14 protein-coding genes are annotated in these 18,000 nt (G+C 69.4%); 10 read left to right on the top strand and 4 right to left on the bottom strand.

Features of this window, described 5'->3' with window-relative positions:
- Positions 1-16: 16 nt before the first annotated feature.
- The 3 genes from CTB96_RS09540 to CTB96_RS09530 are packed head-to-tail and all read right to left on the bottom strand — an operon-like array spanning position 17 to position 3,239.
- Entirely contained in the window at positions 17-898 is an 882-nt protein-coding gene (locus CTB96_RS09540) for a sugar phosphate isomerase/epimerase family protein (protein WP_110126700.1), read from the bottom strand.
- Positions 895-2,073, bottom strand: a complete 1,179-nt coding sequence (locus CTB96_RS09535) for a dihydrodipicolinate synthase family protein (protein WP_110126699.1) — start codon at positions 2,071-2,073, stop codon at positions 895-897. Before CTB96_RS09535 ends, CTB96_RS09540 begins: the two co-directional genes overlap by 4 nt.
- Positions 2,070-3,239: a Gfo/Idh/MocA family protein gene (locus CTB96_RS09530; protein WP_248283314.1), complete on the bottom strand. Its 1,170-nt coding sequence runs from the start codon at positions 3,237-3,239 to the stop codon at positions 2,070-2,072. Before CTB96_RS09530 ends, CTB96_RS09535 begins: the two co-directional genes overlap by 4 nt.
- A 269-nt stretch (positions 3,240-3,508) precedes the next feature.
- On the opposite strand from CTB96_RS09530, the gene CTB96_RS09525 reads away from it, so the two are divergent.
- The 10 genes from CTB96_RS09525 to CTB96_RS09480 all read left to right on the top strand — a co-directional run bounded on the left by CTB96_RS09525 (position 3,509) and on the right by CTB96_RS09480 (position 16,114).
- Entirely contained in the window at positions 3,509-4,615 is a 1,107-nt protein-coding gene (locus CTB96_RS09525; protein ID WP_110126697.1) for a glycerate kinase, read from the top strand.
- Positions 4,616-4,736: 121 nt separating this feature from the next.
- Positions 4,737-5,750: a LacI family DNA-binding transcriptional regulator gene (locus CTB96_RS09520; protein WP_110126738.1), complete on the top strand. Its 1,014-nt coding sequence runs from the start codon at positions 4,737-4,739 to the stop codon at positions 5,748-5,750.
- Positions 5,751-6,015: 265 nt separating this feature from the next.
- Complete coding sequence (locus CTB96_RS09515) at positions 6,016-7,347, top strand: ABC transporter substrate-binding protein (protein ID WP_110126696.1); 1,332 nt, start codon at positions 6,016-6,018, stop codon at positions 7,345-7,347.
- Between the two features lie 111 nt (positions 7,348-7,458).
- A complete protein-coding gene (locus CTB96_RS09510) occupies positions 7,459-8,373 on the top strand; it encodes a carbohydrate ABC transporter permease (RefSeq protein WP_110126695.1) in 915 nt (304 codons plus the stop codon).
- Between the two features lie 10 nt (positions 8,374-8,383).
- A complete protein-coding gene (locus CTB96_RS09505; RefSeq protein ID WP_110126694.1) occupies positions 8,384-9,349 on the top strand; it encodes a carbohydrate ABC transporter permease in 966 nt (321 codons plus the stop codon).
- Positions 9,350-9,351: 2 nt separating this feature from the next.
- Complete coding sequence (locus CTB96_RS09500; protein ID WP_110126693.1) at positions 9,352-10,815, top strand: arabinan endo-1,5-alpha-L-arabinosidase; 1,464 nt, start codon at positions 9,352-9,354, stop codon at positions 10,813-10,815.
- Position 10,816: 1 nt separating this feature from the next.
- Complete coding sequence (locus tag CTB96_RS09495) at positions 10,817-11,521, top strand: YesL family protein (RefSeq protein WP_110126692.1); 705 nt, start codon at positions 10,817-10,819, stop codon at positions 11,519-11,521.
- Positions 11,522-11,601: 80 nt separating this feature from the next.
- Complete coding sequence (gene arfA / locus CTB96_RS09490; RefSeq protein ID WP_110126691.1) at positions 11,602-13,107, top strand: arabinosylfuranosidase ArfA; 1,506 nt, start codon at positions 11,602-11,604, stop codon at positions 13,105-13,107.
- A complete protein-coding gene (locus tag CTB96_RS09485) occupies positions 13,083-14,111 on the top strand; it encodes an arabinan endo-1,5-alpha-L-arabinosidase (RefSeq protein WP_110126690.1) in 1,029 nt (342 codons plus the stop codon). Before arfA ends, CTB96_RS09485 begins: the two co-directional genes overlap by 25 nt.
- A gap of 44 nt (positions 14,112-14,155) precedes the next feature.
- Positions 14,156-16,114 carry a glycoside hydrolase family 127 protein gene (locus CTB96_RS09480; RefSeq protein ID WP_110126689.1) on the top strand — a complete coding sequence of 653 codons (1,959 nt, stop codon included), beginning with the start codon at positions 14,156-14,158 and terminating at the stop codon, positions 16,112-16,114.
- A gap of 207 nt (positions 16,115-16,321) precedes the next feature.
- On the opposite strand, the gene xylB is transcribed toward CTB96_RS09480, so the two are convergent.
- Positions 16,322-17,737, bottom strand: coding sequence for a xylulokinase (gene xylB, locus CTB96_RS09475; protein WP_110126688.1), 1,416 nt, complete (start codon positions 17,735-17,737; stop codon positions 16,322-16,324).
- Positions 17,738-18,000 lie beyond the last annotated feature (263 nt).

Here is an 18,000-nt window from a genome sequence, read left to right as displayed (position 1 = left end):
CCCGGCGGCCGGCGGGCTAGAGGTGCGGCGCGACGGCGGCGCCGAAGGATGCCGCGGTGCGGGCCACGACGTCGGCGGCCGGGGCGTCCCAGATCGCCTGGTTGAAGATCTCGACCTCCACGTCGCCGGTGTAGCCCGCGGCCGTGACCAGCGCCGAGATGGCCGCGAAGTCGATCACGCCGTCGCCCGGGTAGTGCCGGGCAAGCAGAACGTCGGCCGGCAGCGGGGTGGCCCAGTCGCAGACCTGGTAGCTGGCGATGTAGCCGCCGGCTCCGGCGCGGGCGACCTGCGCGGCCAGGGCCGGGTCCCACCAGACGTGGAAGGTGTCGACCACGACACCGACGGCATCCGGCCCGAACTGCTCGGCGAGGTCGAGGGCCTGGCCGAGGGTGCTGATCACGGCCCGGTCGGAGGCGTACATGGGGTGCAGCGGCTCGATCGCCAGGATCACGCCGGCGGCGCGGGCGTCGTCGGCCAGCTCGCCGATGGCGTCGCGCACCCGTTCGCGGGCGCCGACCAGGTCGCGGGAACCTTCCGGCAGGCCGCCGGCCACGAGCACGAGAGTGGGGGCACCGATCGCGGCGGTCTCGGCGATGGCGCGACGGTTCTCGTCCAGCGCAGCGCGCCGCACGGCTCCCTCCGGCGCGGTGAAGAACCCGCCGCGGCAGAGGCTCGACACCCGCAGGCCGGAATCCGCGATCAACCTCACCGCGGTGGGAAGGCCCACCTCGGCGAGGGGCTCCCGCCACAGGCCGATGCTGGTGACGCCGGCCGCGGCCGTGACCGTGAGGGCGGTGGCGAGGTCGGCGTACTTGATGGTGGCCTGGTTGATCGACAGGCGCGGATGCACCGCCGTCGATTCGGCGGCGGCCGGTGCCGCGGGCACGGTGGAGGTCATGCGTGCAGTCCGTTCAGGGTGAGCAGGCTGCTCCAGCGCGCGGCCGCAAGTTCGGGGCGCTCGAGCGCCCCAGAGTCGTTGGCCAGGCGCACGATCTCGGACAGGTGCGGCAGGCTCCGGGCGGCGTGCAGTCCGCCGACCATGCTGAACGCGGCCTGGTGGCCGTTCAGCCAGGACAGGAACGCGACCCCGGTCTTGTAGTAGAAGGTCGGCGCGGCGAACACCTGCCTGGACAACGCCTCGGTGGGGCCGAGGATGCGGTGGTAGACATCCGGGTCGCCGGCGTCGAGAGCCTGGATGGCCGCTGATGCGTTCGGGGCTACCGCGGCGAATGCGCCCAGCAGCGCGTCGGAGTGTCGAGCCGGCGCACCCTCGGCACCGTCGTCGCCGGCGATCAGGCCGACATAGTTGAAGTCGTCGCCGGTGAACATGGTGGCGGATTCGGGCAGCCGCGCGCGCAGCGCGATCTCGGCGTCGGCGTCGAGCAGGCTCATTTTGATGCCGCTGATCGCGTCGCGGTTCTCCTCGATGATCGCCAGCACGGTGTTCGACGCCGTGGCGCTGTCGGTCGAGCCGAAGTAGCCGGCCAGGATGGGATCGAAGGCGGCGCCGAGCCAGTGCAGCACCACCGGGGTGGTGGCAGCGTCGAGCACCGCCCGGTAGACCCGGCGGTAGTCCTCGGCCGTCTCGGCGGCGCGCGCCAGGTGGCGGCTGGCCATCAGTACGACACCGGCGCCGGCCTCTTCGGTGAAGTGCAGCTGCTCGAGATAGGCGTCGATCACTGCGTCGAGCGAGATCTGCTCGTCCTCGACGTGATCGGTGTTCACCCCCACCACCAGCGCCCCGCCCACGGTGCGGGCCTCGGCGGCGCTGCGACTGATCAGCTCGCGGGTGGCCGCGGCGCCCAGGCCCATGTTGCGCTGGGCGGTGTCCATTGCATCGGCCACACCCAGGCCCCACGACCAGACGTGGTGCCGGAACGCCAGGGTGGCGTCCCAGTCGATGTCGGCGGGGGCGCCGGGCACGTTCTCGGCGAACGGGCGGGGGATCACGTGCGCGGCGGCGTAGGCGATCCTGGACGTGAGCGGGCGAACCGGTTTCGTGAACGCCGGGGCCGGGTTCAGGCTCACCTGCCGGATGGCACCCGCCGGTTCGAGCAGGCTGAGTTCGGTCATGACGAAACGGCGGCAGACGCGGCGGGGGCTGCGGCATCCGGAGCGGGGGTGGGCGTGCTGCCGGGCAGGGTCACCAGCGGCAGGTCGATGCGCCGGCCGGTGGCGGAACTGAGTAGGCCCTGCTCGGCCAGCTGAACGCCACGGGCGCCGGCCAGCAGATCGAACTCGTTCGGGGCGTCTTCGACCACGTGGCGGATGAAGTCCTCCCATTGGGTCTTGAAGCCGTTTTCGAAGACGTCGTTGGTCGGCACCTCGAGCCAGTCCTGGGCGTAGTCGTGCTCCTCGGCCAGGTCGGGGTTCCAGACCGGTTTCGGGGTGGCGTTGCGGGGCTGAATCTTGCAGCTGAACAGGCCGACCACGGCGCTGCCGTGCGTGCCGTCCACCTGGAACTCGACGAGTTCGTCGCGGTTGACCCGCACGGTCCAGCTGGAGTTGAGCTGGGCGACGATGCCGCCCTCGAGCTGGAACACGGCGTAGGCCGCGTCTTCGGCCGTGGCCGGGTACGCCGAGCCGTCTTCGCCGACCCGCACCGGGATGTGGGTGGCGGCCTGGGCGTAGACCGATTCGACCCGGCCGAACAGGTTCTCCAGCACGTAGTTCCAGTGCGGGAACATGTCGACGATGATGCCGCCGCCGTCTTCGGCGCGGTAGTTCCAGCTGGGGCGTTGGGCCGGCTGCCAGTCACCCTCGAACACCCAGTAGCCGAACTCGCCGCGCACCGAGAGGATGCGGCCGAAGAAGCCGGAGTCGATCAGGCGCTTGAGCTTCTGCAGACCGGGCAGGTAGAGCTTGTCGTGCACCACGCCGTTCTTCACCCCGGCCGCGGCAGCGAGGGCCGCCAGTTCGAGCGCCTCGTCGAAGGTCTCGGCGGTGGGCTTCTCGGTGTAGATGGCCTTGCCGGCCGCGATGGCCTTCTTGAGCGCGCCGACCCTGGCGCTGGTGACGAGGAAGTCGGCGTAGATCTGCCAGCGATCATCCGCGAGGGCAGCGTCGAGGTCGGTGGTGTAGTGCGCGATGCCGTGCTTGTCGGCGAGTTCCTTGAGCTTGGCGTGGCTGCGGCCCACCAGGATCGGTTCGATCTGCACCCGGCTGCCGTCGCTGAGCAGCACGCCGCCCTGGTCGCGGATGGCGAGGATCGAGCGCACGAGGTGCTGCCGATACCCCATGCGCCCGGATGCGCCGTTGACGATGATGCCGAGAGTCTGTGCCACGAGGGTGTCCTTCTTCGTTGAGGGGTCGCGTCCTGCCGATGCGGGGAAAGCGTTTACCCGGAGTTTAGGACACGACATCGCGCGGCGCAATCCCGACGACGGATTTGGATTTGATGACTCCTTGACAACGACGCACCCGCGCGATCAAGCTGGGGCAAACGTTTTCCAATTGGGATGGGCTTCCGGGCCCGGATGCCGGTGGGAATTCCCGATGGAGGAGCCCGATGACAACGACGCGGCGGGTGGTGATCGCCCCGGATTCGTTCAAGGGAACGGCCAGCGCGACCGCGGTGGCCCGAGCGCTCGCCACCGGGTGGCGGTCGGTGCGGGCCGGCGACGACCTGGCGCTGATGCCCATGGCCGACGGCGGCGAGGGCACCCTCGACGCGTTCGCCCTGGCCGTGCCAGGGGCGACCCGGATGCCGGTGACCGTGACCGGCCCGGATGACCGGCCGGTGCAGACCCACTGGCTCCTGCTGCCCGACGGCACCGGGGTGGTGGAACTGGCGAACACCAGCGGCATCACCCTGCTCCAGCCGCTGCGTCCGCTCGCCGCACACAGCACCGGATTCGGCCAGGCGATCGCCGCGGCCCTCACCCACGGAGTGAACCGGCTCTACCTCGCCCTCGGCGGCAGCTCATCGACCGACGGCGGCCTGGGTGCCCTGACGGCACTCGGTGCCACTGTGCTCGACTCCCACGGCCGGCCGGCGGCGTCCGGCGGCGGCGCGCTCGGCGACCTCGCCACCGTCGACCTGACCGGCTTGCCCGCCCTACCGCCTCGCGGCGCGCTCATTCTCAGTGATGTCACCAACCCCCTGCTCGGACCGAGCGGGGCCGCGGCCGTATTCGGTCCGCAGAAGGGTGCCGACAGCGCGCAGATCGCCGAGCTCGACGCCGGCCTCACCCGGCTGGCCGGGTTGCTTCCGGTCGATCCGGAGACCCCGGGTGCCGGCGCGGCCGGCGGCACAGCGTTCGGGCTGCTGGCCTGGGGCGCCCGGCTCGCGGCGGGCTCCGCCGCCGTCGGGGAGGCGCTCGGCGTTCCGGCCGTGGTGCGCGGCGCAGCCGTGGTGATCACGGGCGAGGGCCGGTTCGACGCCCAGTCCGCAGGGGGAAAGGTGCCGTCGTACCTGGCCGGACTGGCGGCGGCGGCCGGCGCCCCCGCCCTGCTTGTGGCCGGCGCCATCGATGCCGACGCCCTCGACGCGCATCCGCACCAGTTCGCCGCAGCGGTTTCGCTCACCGAACTCGCCGGCGGCACGGCGGCCGCCATGGCCGATCCGCTGCGGTGGCTCGAGGAGGCCGGCGCCCGGTTGGCCGCCACGAGCTGAGTTCGCCGCGACGAGTACTGCAACGTTGGAATGACCGGTATGTTCGTGAAGGGCAGCATCGCCGCACAATCCGTGCGCACGTGTGACGGCACCCGAATCAGAACCCACCGGGAGCGGCGAGATGGCAGCAACATTGCGCGATGTGGCGGCGCATGCGGGTGTGTCGATCAAGACCGTCTCCAACGTGGTGCACGAGTTCCCGCACATCAAGGCGTCCACCCGTGAGCGCGTGCAGGCGTCCATCGACCAGCTCGGCTACAAGCCCAATATCTCGGCGCGCAGCCTGCGCTCGGGTCGCACCGGCGTGATCGGTCTGGCGCTGCCTGAACTGAGCCTGAGCTATTTCGGGGAACTCGCGGATGCCATCATCCAGGCCGCCGAACGCCGACACCTGGTTGTGCTGCTCGAACAGACCGGTGGCGGCGACCGCGATCGCGAGATCGCCATGCTCTCGAGTCCGCGCCTGCAGCTCACCGACGGGCTCATCTTCAGCCCGCTGGGCATGAGCTCGGCGGATGCGGCGCTGCTCAATGTGGGCTACCCGATGGTGCTGCTCGGCGAGCGGGTCTTCGGCAGCCCGGTCGACCATGTCACCATGCACAACGTCGAGGCGGCGAAGGCAGCCACCCTGCACCTGATCAGCCGGGGCCGACGGCGCATCGCCGTGATCGGCGCCCACGAGGGTGAGGTGATCGGCTCCGCGGTACTCCGGCTGCAGGGCTACCGTGAGGCCCTCTCCGAGGCCGGCATCCCGTTCGACCCGGCCCTGGTGGGCAACGTGGGCCTCTGGCACCGGCGGGACGGCGCCGAGGCGATGCGCGCGATGATCGACTCCGGCGTGACCTTCGACGCCGTCTTCGGGCTCAACGACGCCCTCGCCCTCGGCGCGATGCGGGTAGCCCAGGTGGCAGGCCTGCGGGTGCCGGAGGACGTGATGTTCATCGGCTTCGACGCTCTCGACGAGACCAAGTACTCGCTGCCCACCCTTTCGACCATCGATCCCGGCCGGGACGAGATCGCCGACACCGCCGTGCGGCTGCTGGTGCAGCGCATCGAGGAGGGTGTGACGCCGCCGGTGCCCGAGGTCTACTTGGCCGACTTCACCGTGATCGACCGCGAGTCATCGGCGCTGTGACCCGGCAGGCCAGCTGCCGGCGCGCGGGCCAGGTGCCGGTCGGCCCGGGTTTTCGCATTTGCGAGGCGCTCGGTGCTCCGTCAGGCGGTGAATAACGGAACGGTAACATTGTTACAACGTTGGAATTTTCTTTGCTCCGGCTCTTGCGCCGCTGCAGCCGCCCGCTTTACAGTTACAACGTTGTAAAAACTTCAGGACGCGGATGTCCGACCCGAGGGCCGTGGCATCCACACTCACAGCACAGCCAATCGGGAAGGACTACGTGATGATGAAGTCACGTCTTATCGCCGCTTCCGTAGCAATGATCGCTACGACCGGCCTCTTGCTCAGCGGATGCTCGGCAGGAGCAGCAGACACCGGTGAGAAGCAGCTCACATTCATGTTCCGCGGCGGCGAAGACGAGAAGGCTGCGTACACGACGGCCATCAAGGCCTTCGAAGAAGCCAACGACGTCAAGGTCAAAATCATCGTCACCACGGCCGACGACTATTCCACCAAGCTCAAGGCCGCCATCGCCGGCAAGCAGATTCCCGATGTGTTCTACATCGGCCCCGGCGACGTGCAGGCCTACGTGAACAACGGCATCATCCTGGACATCACCGAATACGTCGAGGGTTCTGACACCCTCGACCTCGACAACATCTGGGACTACGGCGTCGACAGCTACCGCTTCGACGGCAGCCTCGTCGGCCAGGGCGCCATCTACGCGCTGCCCAAGGACGTCGGCCCGTTCTCGTTCGGCTACAACAAGACCATGTTCGAGGCCGCCGGCATCCCGCTGCCCGACCCCGACGTGCCCCTGACCCTCGACCAGTTCGTCGACATCTCCAAGCAGCTCACCGTCGACTTGAACGGCGACGGCGAGCTCGACCAGTGGGGCACCGGCCTCAACGTGCAGTGGAGCCTGCAGTCCTTCGCCTGGTCGAACGGCGCGGACTTCCTCAACAAGGACCGCACCAAGGTCACCGTCGACACCCCGGAGTTCGCTGAGGCGCTGCAGTGGTTCGCCGACCTGTCCAACGTGGAAGGCATCACCCCCTCCACCGCCCAGGCGCAGACCCTCGACACCTACCAGCGCTGGATGAGCGGCCAGATCGCCTTCTTCCCGGTGGGCCCGTGGGACGTCTCCACGTATGCCGACCTCGACTTCGACTACGACCTGATCCCCTACCCGGCCGGCAAGACCGGTGAGTCCGCCACCTGGGTCGGAACCCTAGGCATCGCCGTCGGCAGCACCACCGAGTACCCGGAGCTGTCCGAAAAGCTCGTCGAGTACCTCTCCGCCGACCCGACCGCCCAGCAGACCCTGGTCGACGCCGGTGTGCAGATCCCGAACCTCAAGGACACCGCCGACACCTGGGTCGCCGACTCGACCACCCAGCCGGCGAACAAGCAGGAGTTCCTCGACATCGTCAACGACTCCGGTCGGGCGCTGCCGGCGAACAACACCTACAACGCCGAGTGGTACGACGAGCTGTTCACCAACATCCAGCCCGTGCTCGACGGCACGCAGACCGCCGCCGATTACCTCAAGGAGGCGCAGCCCAAGATGCAGGCCTTCCTCGACGACGCCAACGCCCAGGCCGGTATCGGCTAACACCCGCACTGGATGCCGCGACCTGTGTTCTCTACCCGCGGTCGCGGCATCCGCCCCCGGCCGGCCCTGCCGGCCACAGGCCCACTGGAATCAAGTCAAGGAAGATCGCTGATGTCCACTGAAGTTCTTCGCACCAAACCGCGCCGCTCCCGCCTGCACCGGCGGGAACACCAGGTCGCCCTGCTGTTCATCGCGATCCCCCTGATCGGCTTCCTGCTCTTCACGCTCTACCCGCTGCTCTACTCCGTCTACGCCTCGTTCACGAGCTGGAACGGCCTGGCCGCACCCAAGTTCAACGGGCTCGACAACTACATCAAGATGTGGAACGACCCGTACTTCCTCAAGGCCATGTGGAACACCCTGTTCATGATGATCGGCATCCCGATCGGCCTCGTGCTCTCGATGGCCCTGGCCCTGGGCCTCAACCGCAAGATGCGCGGCACCACGTTCTTCCGCACGGTCTACTACGTGCCGGTGATCTCCTCGATCGCCGCCATCGCCATCCTCTGGCAGTGGGCATACAACGGCGACTTCGGCCTGGTCAACCAAGTGCTGGATATCTTCGGCATCCAGGGCCCGAACTGGCTGGCCGACAAAGACACCGTCAAGCCCGCCCTGATCATCATGGCCACCTGGAAGGGGCTCGGCTACTCGATGCTGCTGTACCTGGCCGCGCTGCAATCGGTGCCCCGCTACCTCTACGAGGCGGCCTCGCTGGACGGCGCCGGCACCTGGCAGCAGTTCCGCAACATCACCATGCCGATGGTGCGCCCGGTCACCTTCTTCCTCGTCGTGACCAGCATCATCGGTGGGTCGCAGATCTTCATCGAGATCAACATCATGACCCCGCTCGGCGGACCGGAGTTCAGCTCGGCGTCCATCGTCTGGTACATCTGGCGCCAGGCCTTCAACAACCTGCACATGGGGTACGCATCGGCCATGTCGATCGTGCTCGGGCTGATCATCTTCGTGATCACCGTCATCCAATTCCGGCTCAACCGCCGCAACCAGTTCTCGATCGACTGAGTAGGCCACCATGAGTACTTCGACCTCCCTGCCCGGCCCCGCCGCCGCCGCACCGCTGCTCGACCCGCAGGCCGGGCTCCCCGGCCGCACCCCGGTGCGCTCCGGCCGCAGCAGCAGCAGCACGCCCTCCGCGCTCTCCCGCACCTCGCGGTACAAGCTCGGCAACGTGCTCGTCACCGTGATCCTCTCCCTCGGCGCGATCGTGATGCTCGGCCCGCTGCTCTGGACCTTCTCCACCTCGCTCAAGACCCACGACGCGATCTTCGCCCTGCCGCCGCAGTGGATCCCCGACCCGGTGGTGTGGGAGAACTACCTGCGCGTCTGGTCGGCAGGCCCCCTGCTCAGCGGCATCCGGAACAGCCTGATCGTGGCCGCCACCGTCACCGTGGTCGGCTCGCTCACCTCCTCGGTCGCCGCGTTCGCCTTCGCCAAGATGCGGATGCCGTTCAAGAACGCCGCCTTCCTCATGCTGCTGGCCGGCCTGATGATCCCGTTCCCCACCATCATGATTCCCCAGTTCATGGTCTTCGCCGAGATCGGCTGGGTCGACACCCTGCTGCCGCTGATCGTGCCCGGCCTGTTCGGCAACATCATCATGATCTTCTTCCTCAAGCAGTACCTCGAGAACGTGCCGGACTCGATCATCGAGGCCGCCAAACTCGACGGCGCCTCCTACCTGCAGATCTTCTGGCGGCTGATCTTTCCAGCCATCCGCCCGGCCATGGCCGCCCAGTTCATCCTCTGGTTCATGGCCGTGTGGAACGACTACCTGGCCCCGATCATCTACCTGAACACGCCGGAGAAGCAGACCCTGCAGCTGGTGATCGCCAGCTTCAACGCCCAGTACGCCAGCCAGACCGACTACCCGCTGATCATGGCGGCGTCGTTCATCGCGCTGCTGCCCGTGTTGATCGTGTTCATCGTCTTCCAGCGCCAGATCATCGAATCCGTCGCCCTCACCGGCGGGAAGGGCTAGCCATGTCACTGATCAACGACGCCCGGCCCGACCAGGCCCTGCGCAGCCTCGCCCCCGCGCCCGCCGGCGATCCCGCCTCCTGGGGCACCCGCAATGCCCATGACCCCACCGTCGTGCGCGACACCGACGGCAGCTGGTACATGTTCTCCACGGATGCCGCCGCCGGCGCCGATGCGGTACCCGCCGGCGTGCACGTGCGCCGCTCCGACGACCTCGTGCACTGGAGCTTCGTGGGCACCGCCCTCGACGGCGTGCCCGGCCCCGCGCTGGACTGGAGCCGGGCGCCCGGGCTCTGGGCGCCGGAGGTCGTGCGCTGGCCGTCGCCCGCCGGCACCGACTCCGCTGACGACGTGCGCTGGCACATGTACTACTCGGCCTCCACCTTCGGTTCGAACACCTCCGCCATCGGCCTGGCCGTGGCCACCCGGCTGGCCGGCCCGTGGGAGGACCGCGGCATCGTCGTGGGCACCCGGGCCGGGGTCGACAGCCAGAATGCGATCGACGCGGCCGTCACGCTCGACCGTTCCGGCACCCCGTGGCTGACCTACGGCTCGTTCTTCTCCGGCATCTACACGCTGCCGCTGGACGCGTCCACCGGTCGGCCAGAGACGCCGGGCGACCTCGGCAGCCTGATCGCCCGCCGGCCCGCCTCGGTGGACCGGGCGATCGAGGGCGCCTATATCGTCTACCGCCGCGAAGAAGACCGGTACGTGCTGTTCTCGTCCTACGACTCGCTCTTCGACAGCTACAACGTGCGCGTGGCCGTCGCCGACGAGATCAGCGGGCCGTACACCGACCTGCTCGGCCACTCGATGACCGACCTGTACGGCGAACCGGCCCGGATCGGCACCAAGGTGCTCGGCAGCCACCGGTTCGGCAGCGACACCGGCTGGCTCGCCCCCGGGCACAACTCGATCCTGGTCGAAGCCGGCCTGCCCGGCGCCGCTGAGACGACGGGGGACGGCTACCGGGCCCACGAGTACTTCATGGTGCATCACGTGCGCTTCGCCGACGACCCGCACCAGCATGTCGTACAGCTGCGGCGCACCTTCTTCACCGAGAACGGCTGGCCCGTGGTCTCGCCGCAGCCCTTCGCCGGGGCCGAGCTCGAACGGCTCGACGCGCCGGTGAGTCTGGCCGGACCGTGGAGCGTCGTTCGCCTGGCGCAGGAATCCTCCGCCCTGGTGGACTCCGTCGCCGGCACTGTGGCGCTGGCCCCGGCCGTGCTCGTCGTCTCCGACCCGGCGGATGACGCCGCCCGGCTCTTCGACGGCGAGCCCGTGACCGTGCGGCTGGTGGTCGACGGAGGTGTGGCTGCCACCGGCGCATCCGCTAACGCCGCATCCGGTACGGAGCTCGACGCCGTGGTCTTCACCAGCTGGGACTGGGCCAACGCCCGCCCCGCCCTCTCCTTCAGCGGCCTCGCCGCCGACGGGGTGGCCTGGTTCGGCACGAGAGGAGCCTGAGATGGATGACTACGCCATCGGCTGGGCCGGCAAGGTGATGCACTGGCTGCGGTTCGCGATCGCCCTGGTGGTGATCAACCTGCTCTTCATCGCCGGCACCATCGCGGGACTGGTCGTCTTCGGGGTGTTCCCGGCGGCGACGGCCGCGGCGATCCTGCTCGGCCGGCTGCGGGCAGGCCAACCCAGCGACCGGCTGGTGCGGGACTTCTCCACCGCCTACCGCGCCCAGTTCTGGCACCTAGCCGTGGTGGCGATCCCGTTCCAGGCCGCCGCCGTGCTGATCTTCCTCGACCTGGTCGCATTCCAGACCACAGCCGTTGCCGGCAGCCCGGTGAGCGCCGTCCTGCTCGTCCTGCTCGTGGTCGCCTCGATCGGCACCCTGCTCGCGGCGTTCTCGGCGATCACGATCTGCACCCGCTACCGGGATTCCGCCCGGGCGATCTGGCGGTACGCCTTCGTGCTGCCGTTCGTGTCGCCAGTGCTGAGCCTGTCGCTGATCCTGGGCCTCGGCGCACTCACCCTCGCCCTGTTCCAGTTCGGCGTGCTGATCCCGCTGATCGGGGCGTCCGCCCCGCTGTTCCTGGCCGGCTGGCTCATCGACCACCGCCTTGCCGCCCTCGACGCCACGCACCCCGCGCATGGCGCCGTGCGCAATGAAGACGGCGCGTTGGCACTGGCGCCATCGGCGCGCACATCGACGGCCTGAGCCGCCACCCTCTTCCCTCCCACCCGATCCACTCGTCACCCGCACAAATTCTCACGCGTTACAGATAGGACAGGACCACCATGGCCACCGCACGAATCAGCATCGACCGCACCAATGTGGTCGCCACCATCAACCGGCGCATCTTCGGCTCCTTCGTGGAGCACCTCGGCCGCTGCGTCTACGACGGGATCTACGAACCCGACCACCCCACCGCCAATGAGGACGGTTTCCGCCTCGACGTGGTCGAGCTGGTGAAGGAACTGGGTTCCACCACCATCCGCTACCCCGGCGGCAACTTCGTCTCCGGCTACAAGTGGGAAGACGGTGTGGGCCCGCGCGACCGGCGCCCGGTGCGACGCGACCTGGCCTGGCACTCGCTGGAGAGCAACCAGGTGGGCCTTGAGGAGTTCGGCCGCTGGTGCGAACTGACCGGCTCGGAACTGATGATGGCCGTCAACCTCGGCACCCGCGGCATCGAATCCGCCCTCGACCTGCTCGAGTATGCCAACGGCGAGGCCGGCACCGCCCTGGCCGACGAGCGGGTGCGGAACGGCAAGGCCGAACCGTACGACATCCGCATGTGGTGCCTCGGCAACGAGATGGACGGCCCGTGGCAGGTCGGCCACATGTCCAGCGACGACTACGGCAAGATCGCCGCTCGCACCGCTTCGGCGATGAAGACCGCCGACCCGTCGCTCGAGCTCGTGGTCTGCGGCTCGTCGGGATCGGCCATGCCCACCTTCGGTGAGTGGGAGCGCGTCGTGCTCGAGCACAGCTACGACTCCGTCGACTACATCTCCTGCCACGCCTACTACCAGGAGCGGAACGGTGACCTGGACTCCTACCTGGCCTCGTCGCTGGAGATGAAGTACTTCATCGAGACCGTGGTGGCCACGGCCGACCACGTGAAGCACAAGCTGCGCAGCAAGAAGACCATCCAGCTCTCCTTCGACGAGTGGAACATCTGGTACCTCGACGAGCACCGCGACTCCGAGGAAGTGAACGACGAGTGGCGCTTCGCACCGCGCCAGCTCGAGGATGTCTACTCGGTGGCCGACGCCGTCGTGCTCGGCAACCTGCTGATCACCCTGCTGCAGAACCACGACCGGGTGGGCTCGGCGTCGCTGGCCCAGCTGGTGAACGTGATCGCCCCGATCATGACCGAACCCGGCGGAGACTCCTGGCGCCAGACCACGTTCTTCCCGTTCTCGGTCACCTCCCGGCTCGCTCGCGGCGAGGTGCTGACGCCGCGCATCGACGTGGGCACCTACGAGACGGCGCTGTATGGCGCCGCGCCGCTAGTGGACTCGGTGGCGACCGTGGATGCCGAAACCGGCACGAGCGCGGTGTTCCTGGTGAACCGCAGCCAGACCGAGTCGATCGAGGTGTCGATCGACGTGTCCGGGCTGGGCGCATCCGCCATCACCGAAGCCGTGACGCTGCACGACGCCGACCCGTACGCGAAGAACACGCTGGCCGACCAGAACCGGGTGGGCCTGAAGGACCTCGCCGGCGCATCGCTTGCCGACGGCACGCTCACGGTCACGCTTCCGCCCGTGTCATGGTCGGCGCTCGCGCTCGGCTAGGACGACCGGGTCAAGCGGGCACGCTCGCGGGCCTGTTCGTTCTGACCCTGGCCGCGGTGCTCCTGTTCGGGCTGACTGGTTGCTCGGCCGAGCAGGGGGCCCGCGAGCTCACCGGCGACATCGCCACCCACGACCCGGCCTACGTGGCTGGGTCGAACGAGGCGGCGTCGTTCGTGTACTCCACCGGCAACGGGCAGATCGCGGACGGCAACATCCAGATCCGCCGGTCGACCGACGGGCTGGACTGGGAGTACGTCGGCGAGGTCTGGCAGCAGAAGCCGGACTGGCTGGTGGCCGCCGTGCCGGGTGTGGACAACCTCTGGGCGCCAGAGCTGTACCAGCACGACGGCACCTGGTATCTCTACTACTCGGCGTCGCTGTTCGGCACGAACACCTCGGTGATCGCCCTGGCGACCAACAGCACCCTCGACCCGGATGCGGCCGACTATGAGTGGGTCGACCGCGGCCAGGTGATCGGCTCGGCGGGCACCGACTACAACGCGATCGACCCCGGTGTGGTCGAGGATGCCGACGGCACGCCGTGGCTGAGCTTCGGCTCGTTCTCCTCCGGGTTACAGCTGGTGCAACTGGAGTGGCCGAGCGGGCTGCGCTCCGACGCCGCCGAACCGACACTGATCGCCGACCGGGACCTGGCCACGAACGCCCTCGAGGCGCCCTACCTGCTCGCCCACGACGACTACTTCTACCTGTTCTTCTCCCGGGACTTCTGCTGCCGGGGCACCGACAGCACCTACAACATCGCCGTCGGACGGTCCGACTCCGTGACCGGGCCCTACCTCGACGCGAACGGCGCCGCCCTGCTCGACGACGGCGGCACGCCGTTACTGGAGAGCGCCGGCGACCGGGTCGGCCCGGGTGGCCAGTCCGTCTCCGGCGGCACGCTCGCCTTCCACTACTACGACGCCGGCCTGGACGGCGCGTTCCAACTCGGCCTCATCCCGCTTCACTGGGAGAACGGCTGGCCGCAGGTGAGCTGGGAGTAGACGCCCCGTCACCCGATTTTTCCCACCTAGTCACAGGAGTACCGATGCCCATCAACGGACCCGTCAGCCCGCGAGCCGGGGCGCGCAGTGCGCTTCGCCCGCTTCCCCTGGACGCTGTCACGTTCACCGGTTCCGGCCAACTCGCCAGCTGGCAGCGGGTGAACCGGGACGCGACCCTGGCGCACTGCGTTCAGCAGCTCGAGGCATCCGGGGCGCTCGCCAACCTGCGTATCGCTGCCGGCCTCGAGACCGGAACCTTCCGCGGCTTCGTCTTCGCCGATTCCGACGTCTACAAGGTGCTCGAGGCTCTCGGCTGGGAGGCCGGGCGACAAGGCGGCGGGGCGGATGCCTTCGCCGGCTTCGTCGACGAGACGGTGGTCTTGCTGCAGGCCGCCCAGCAGGACGACGGCTACCTGGACTCCTTCTTCCAGGTGGCCAAACCCGACGAGCAGTTCGCCGACCTGCGGTGGGGCCACGAGCTGTACTGCCTCGGCCACCTGCTGCAGGCCGGGGTGGCATGGGCCCGCACCCGGGCCCGCACCGACCTGCTCGAGGTGGGGCTGCGGTTCGCCGCCCTGGTCGAGCAGCGTTTCGGCGTGGACGGCGTGGACGCTGTCTGCGGGCATCCGGAAATCGAAACCGCCCTGGTTGAGGTGTACCGGGTGACCGGCGAGCGGCGCTGGCTCGACCTGGCCCAGCGGTTCATCGACCTGCGCGGGCACCGCAGCGTAGGGGAGGACCGGTTCGGCTACGGCTACTTCCAGGACCACGAACCGGTGCGGAGCGTGCCGGGCGCCACCGGGCACTCGGTGCGGCAGCTCTACCTGGCCGCCGGTGTGGCCGACGCCTATGCGGAGAACGGCGACCCCGAACTGCTCGGCGCCCTCGAGCGCATCTGGGCCGATGTGCACGGAAGCAAGATGTACATCACCGGCGGCCTCGGCTCCCGGCACCGGGATGAGGCCTTCGGCGACCCGTTCGAACTGCCGCCGGACCGCGCCTACTCCGAGACCTGCGCCGCGATCTCCAGCGTGCAGTTCAACTGGCGGATGCTGCTGATCACCGGCGATGGCCGGTTCGCCGACGAGATCGAACGCGCGCTCTACAACGCCGTCGCCGGATCGACCACAAGCGACGGCACCGCGTTCTTCTACTCCAACCCGCTGCAGGTGCGCACGGTTCGGGACGGGGCGCACGAGCAGGCTCCGGCCCGCCGGGTGGGCTGGTACGACTGCGCCTGCTGCCCGCCCAACCTGGCCCGGCTGGTGTCGTCGCTGCAGCACTACGCGGCGTCGACCGCCGACGGTTCCCTGCACCTGCACCTCTACGAGACCGGCACGATCGACCTCGGCGGCGTCGGTGGCGCGGCGACGATTGCCCGCATCAGCACCGCCTACCCCGTCGACGGTCGGGTGGCCATCGAATTCGATGCGCCCTTCACCGGCGGCGAGGTGGCACTGCGGGTGCCCGGCTGGACAGAGTCGTTCCGGCTCACCGTGAACGGGGCGGCGGTGGCAGCGCCGGTGCGGGACGGCTACCTGCGGGTGCCGGGCACGGGCATCCGCTCGATCGAGCTGGTGCTCGAGATGCCGGTGCGCGTGCGGCAGGCGCACCCGCAGGTGGATGCGGTGCGCGGCTGCGTGGTGGTGACCCGTGGGCCGCTGGTCTACGCGCTCGAACAGGCCGACCTGCCGGAGTCGCTGGTACTCGAGGACTTCGTTCTCGATGCGTCGGTCGCAGCCGAACTGGGCGCGGTCGACGAGGGGCTGGGGGTGCCGCTGGTGCGGATCACCGGGGCCAGGCGCGCAGCGAGCTCGGGGGAGCTCTACCCGGCACTGGCCGGGTCGGCTGCGGCGGGTGCGGCCCTGACGGTGGACCCGGCGGTGCGATCCGGCGCGGGGGCGCCGACCGGCGGTGAGCCGGTGGTCGTCACCGCGGTGCCGTACTACCGCTGGGGCAACCGGGCGCCGGGCGGCATGCGGGTGTGGATCCCGACCAGCTAGCTCCCGCCCCCGCCCGCCCCGCCAGCCAGCCCCCTCCCGCGAGAGCGGTTGTGTGGTTGCTTCGGGGCGCGGGACGCAGCCGCTACTCCGCTCTCGCGAGATGTGGCATCCGCGAATGCGGTTGTGGGGCTGCTTCGGGGCGCGGGAAGCGACCCGTACTCCGCTCTCGCGAGCTCGCGGTGGGCCGGGAGCGGGGTGCGGGTCGGGTCAGGCGCGGTGCGCGGCGTACTGGGCGCGGATCACCGGGTGGAAGTCGGGCGTGGGGTGCGTGGCGATGGCCACCGACCAGGCCGGGCGGGCGCCGGTGAGTGACCAGGCCGCCTGCGCGGCCCCGCCGTCGGCCACGTACTCGCCCGGAACGGGCACGGCCACCGGAGCTTCGAAGACCTGCGCCGCGATCAGCTGCACGGCCGGGTTCTGCGCGGCACCGCCGATCAGCAGGATGCGCTCGGCCACGACACCCTGGCCGCGCACGGCATCCAGGCCATCGGCGAGCCCGCAGAGCAGGCCCTCGATCGCGGCCCGGGCCAGGTTCGGCCGGGTGGTCGAGCCCAAGGTGAGGCCGAAGAGGGAAGCCGTGGCGTTGGGCAGGTTGGGCGTGCGTTCGCCCTCGAAGTAGGGCTGCAGCACCAGGCCGCCTGAGCCGGGCTCGGCCTCGAGCGCCAGCCGGCCGAGCTCGGTGTGGTCCACGGCCAGCAGCCCCGCGATCGAGTCCAGGATGCGGGCGGCGTTGAGGGTGGCGATCAGCGGCAGGTGCAGCCCGCTGGCATCGGCGAACCCGGCAACAGTGCCGGAGGCATCCTCGCTGGGCTGCGCGGTCACTGCGAACACCGTGCCGCTGGTACCGATCGACACGATCACGTCGCCGGCGGCGGCACCGAGGCCGAGCGCGGCGCCGGCGTTGTCGCCCGCGCCGACACCCACGACGAGTCCGGCCGGCACCCCGGGCAGGGCCACGGTGTGACCGGCGGTATCGCCGGGGCCGAGCACCCGGGGAAGCACCGCGTCGTGGCCGAGGCCGAGCACGAGCAGCTCACGGTCGTACTCGCCCAGGGCGGCCGAGTAGTAGCCGGTGCCGCTGGCATCCGACCGGTCGGTGGTGAGCTCGGTGAGCACGGGGCCCAACTCGCTCTCGCCGGCCGGGCCGTAGCCGCGCAGGCGCCAGCTCAGCCAGTCGTGCGGCAGGGCCACGGCGGCGACCTTGGCCGCGTTGACGGGCTCGGCATCCCGCAGCCAGCGCAGCTTGGTGACAGTGAACGACGCCACCGGCACCACACCGGTGCGACGGGCGTACTCGGCGGCGCCGACCTCGGTGATGAGGTCGAGGGCCGCCTGCGCGCTGCGGGTGTCGTTCCAGAGCAGGGCGGGGCGGATGACCTCGCCGTTCTCATCGAGGACGACCATGCCGTGCTGCTGCGCGGCCACCGAGACCGCGGCGACGTCGTCGAGGCCGCCGGCGTCCTGGATGGCGACCAGCAGTGCATCCCACCAGGCGGCGGGGTCGACCTCGGTGCCGACGGGGTGGGTGGCCCGTCCGGTGCGCACGAGCGCCCCGGTGTCGGCATCCCGCACCACGATCTTGCAACTCTGTGTCGACGAGTCGACTCCGGCAACCAGCGTCATGACGCACTCCAAACTCAAAAAGCAGCGGTGGGTGAGCGCAACTCCTGCAATTTTCGCCCGGGCCTTCGGCCGGCCCCGGAATTCCGGGGCCGTTCAGGGGCGAGCAGAAAAAGAGCAGGAGTCATGCCACCACCCACGGTGAGGGCGGCATCCTCGCCGTCTCTGTCCAGGGTGGTACACATCTAAAATGTTCTGGGTCTAAACATATTCGGTTCGCGAGGTCAGTGCCACCAGAAACGGATGCCGTGCCGCACGGTCGGCCC

The organism is Cryobacterium arcticum, from assembly GCF_003185895.1.
In the GTDB taxonomy this organism is placed as follows: domain Bacteria; phylum Actinomycetota; class Actinomycetes; order Actinomycetales; family Microbacteriaceae; genus Cryobacterium; species Cryobacterium arcticum.
Note: the sequence above shows the minus strand (reverse complement) of the source record. Positions and strands in the feature narration are given on the sequence as shown.

What these genes read in the sequence shown, in the direction of transcription:
- CTB96_RS09540 (WP_110126700.1), bottom strand. Translation starts at nt 898, where the DNA reads ATGACCTCCACCGTGCCCGCGGCACCGGCCGCCGCCGAATCGACGGCG.
- CTB96_RS09535 (WP_110126699.1), bottom strand. Translation starts at nt 2,073, where the DNA reads ATGACCGAACTCAGCCTGCTCGAACCGGCGGGTGCCATCCGGCAGGTG.
- CTB96_RS09530 (WP_248283314.1), bottom strand. Translation starts at nt 3,239, where the DNA reads ATGGGGTATCGGCAGCACCTCGTGCGCTCGATCCTCGCCATCCGCGAC.
- CTB96_RS09525 (WP_110126697.1), top strand. Translation starts at nt 3,509, where the DNA reads ATGACAACGACGCGGCGGGTGGTGATCGCCCCGGATTCGTTCAAGGGA.
- CTB96_RS09520 (WP_110126738.1), top strand. Translation starts at nt 4,737, where the DNA reads ATGGCAGCAACATTGCGCGATGTGGCGGCGCATGCGGGTGTGTCGATC.
- CTB96_RS09515 (WP_110126696.1), top strand. Translation starts at nt 6,016, where the DNA reads ATGATGAAGTCACGTCTTATCGCCGCTTCCGTAGCAATGATCGCTACG.
- CTB96_RS09510 (WP_110126695.1), top strand. Translation starts at nt 7,459, where the DNA reads ATGTCCACTGAAGTTCTTCGCACCAAACCGCGCCGCTCCCGCCTGCAC.
- CTB96_RS09505 (WP_110126694.1), top strand. Translation starts at nt 8,384, where the DNA reads ATGAGTACTTCGACCTCCCTGCCCGGCCCCGCCGCCGCCGCACCGCTG.
- CTB96_RS09500 (WP_110126693.1), top strand. Translation starts at nt 9,352, where the DNA reads ATGTCACTGATCAACGACGCCCGGCCCGACCAGGCCCTGCGCAGCCTC.
- CTB96_RS09495 (WP_110126692.1), top strand. Translation starts at nt 10,817, where the DNA reads ATGGATGACTACGCCATCGGCTGGGCCGGCAAGGTGATGCACTGGCTG.
- arfA (WP_110126691.1), top strand. Translation starts at nt 11,602, where the DNA reads ATGGCCACCGCACGAATCAGCATCGACCGCACCAATGTGGTCGCCACC.
- CTB96_RS09485 (WP_110126690.1), top strand. Translation starts at nt 13,083, where the DNA reads ATGGTCGGCGCTCGCGCTCGGCTAGGACGACCGGGTCAAGCGGGCACG.
- CTB96_RS09480 (WP_110126689.1), top strand. Translation starts at nt 14,156, where the DNA reads ATGCCCATCAACGGACCCGTCAGCCCGCGAGCCGGGGCGCGCAGTGCG.
- xylB (WP_110126688.1), bottom strand. Translation starts at nt 17,737, where the DNA reads ATGACGCTGGTTGCCGGAGTCGACTCGTCGACACAGAGTTGCAAGATC.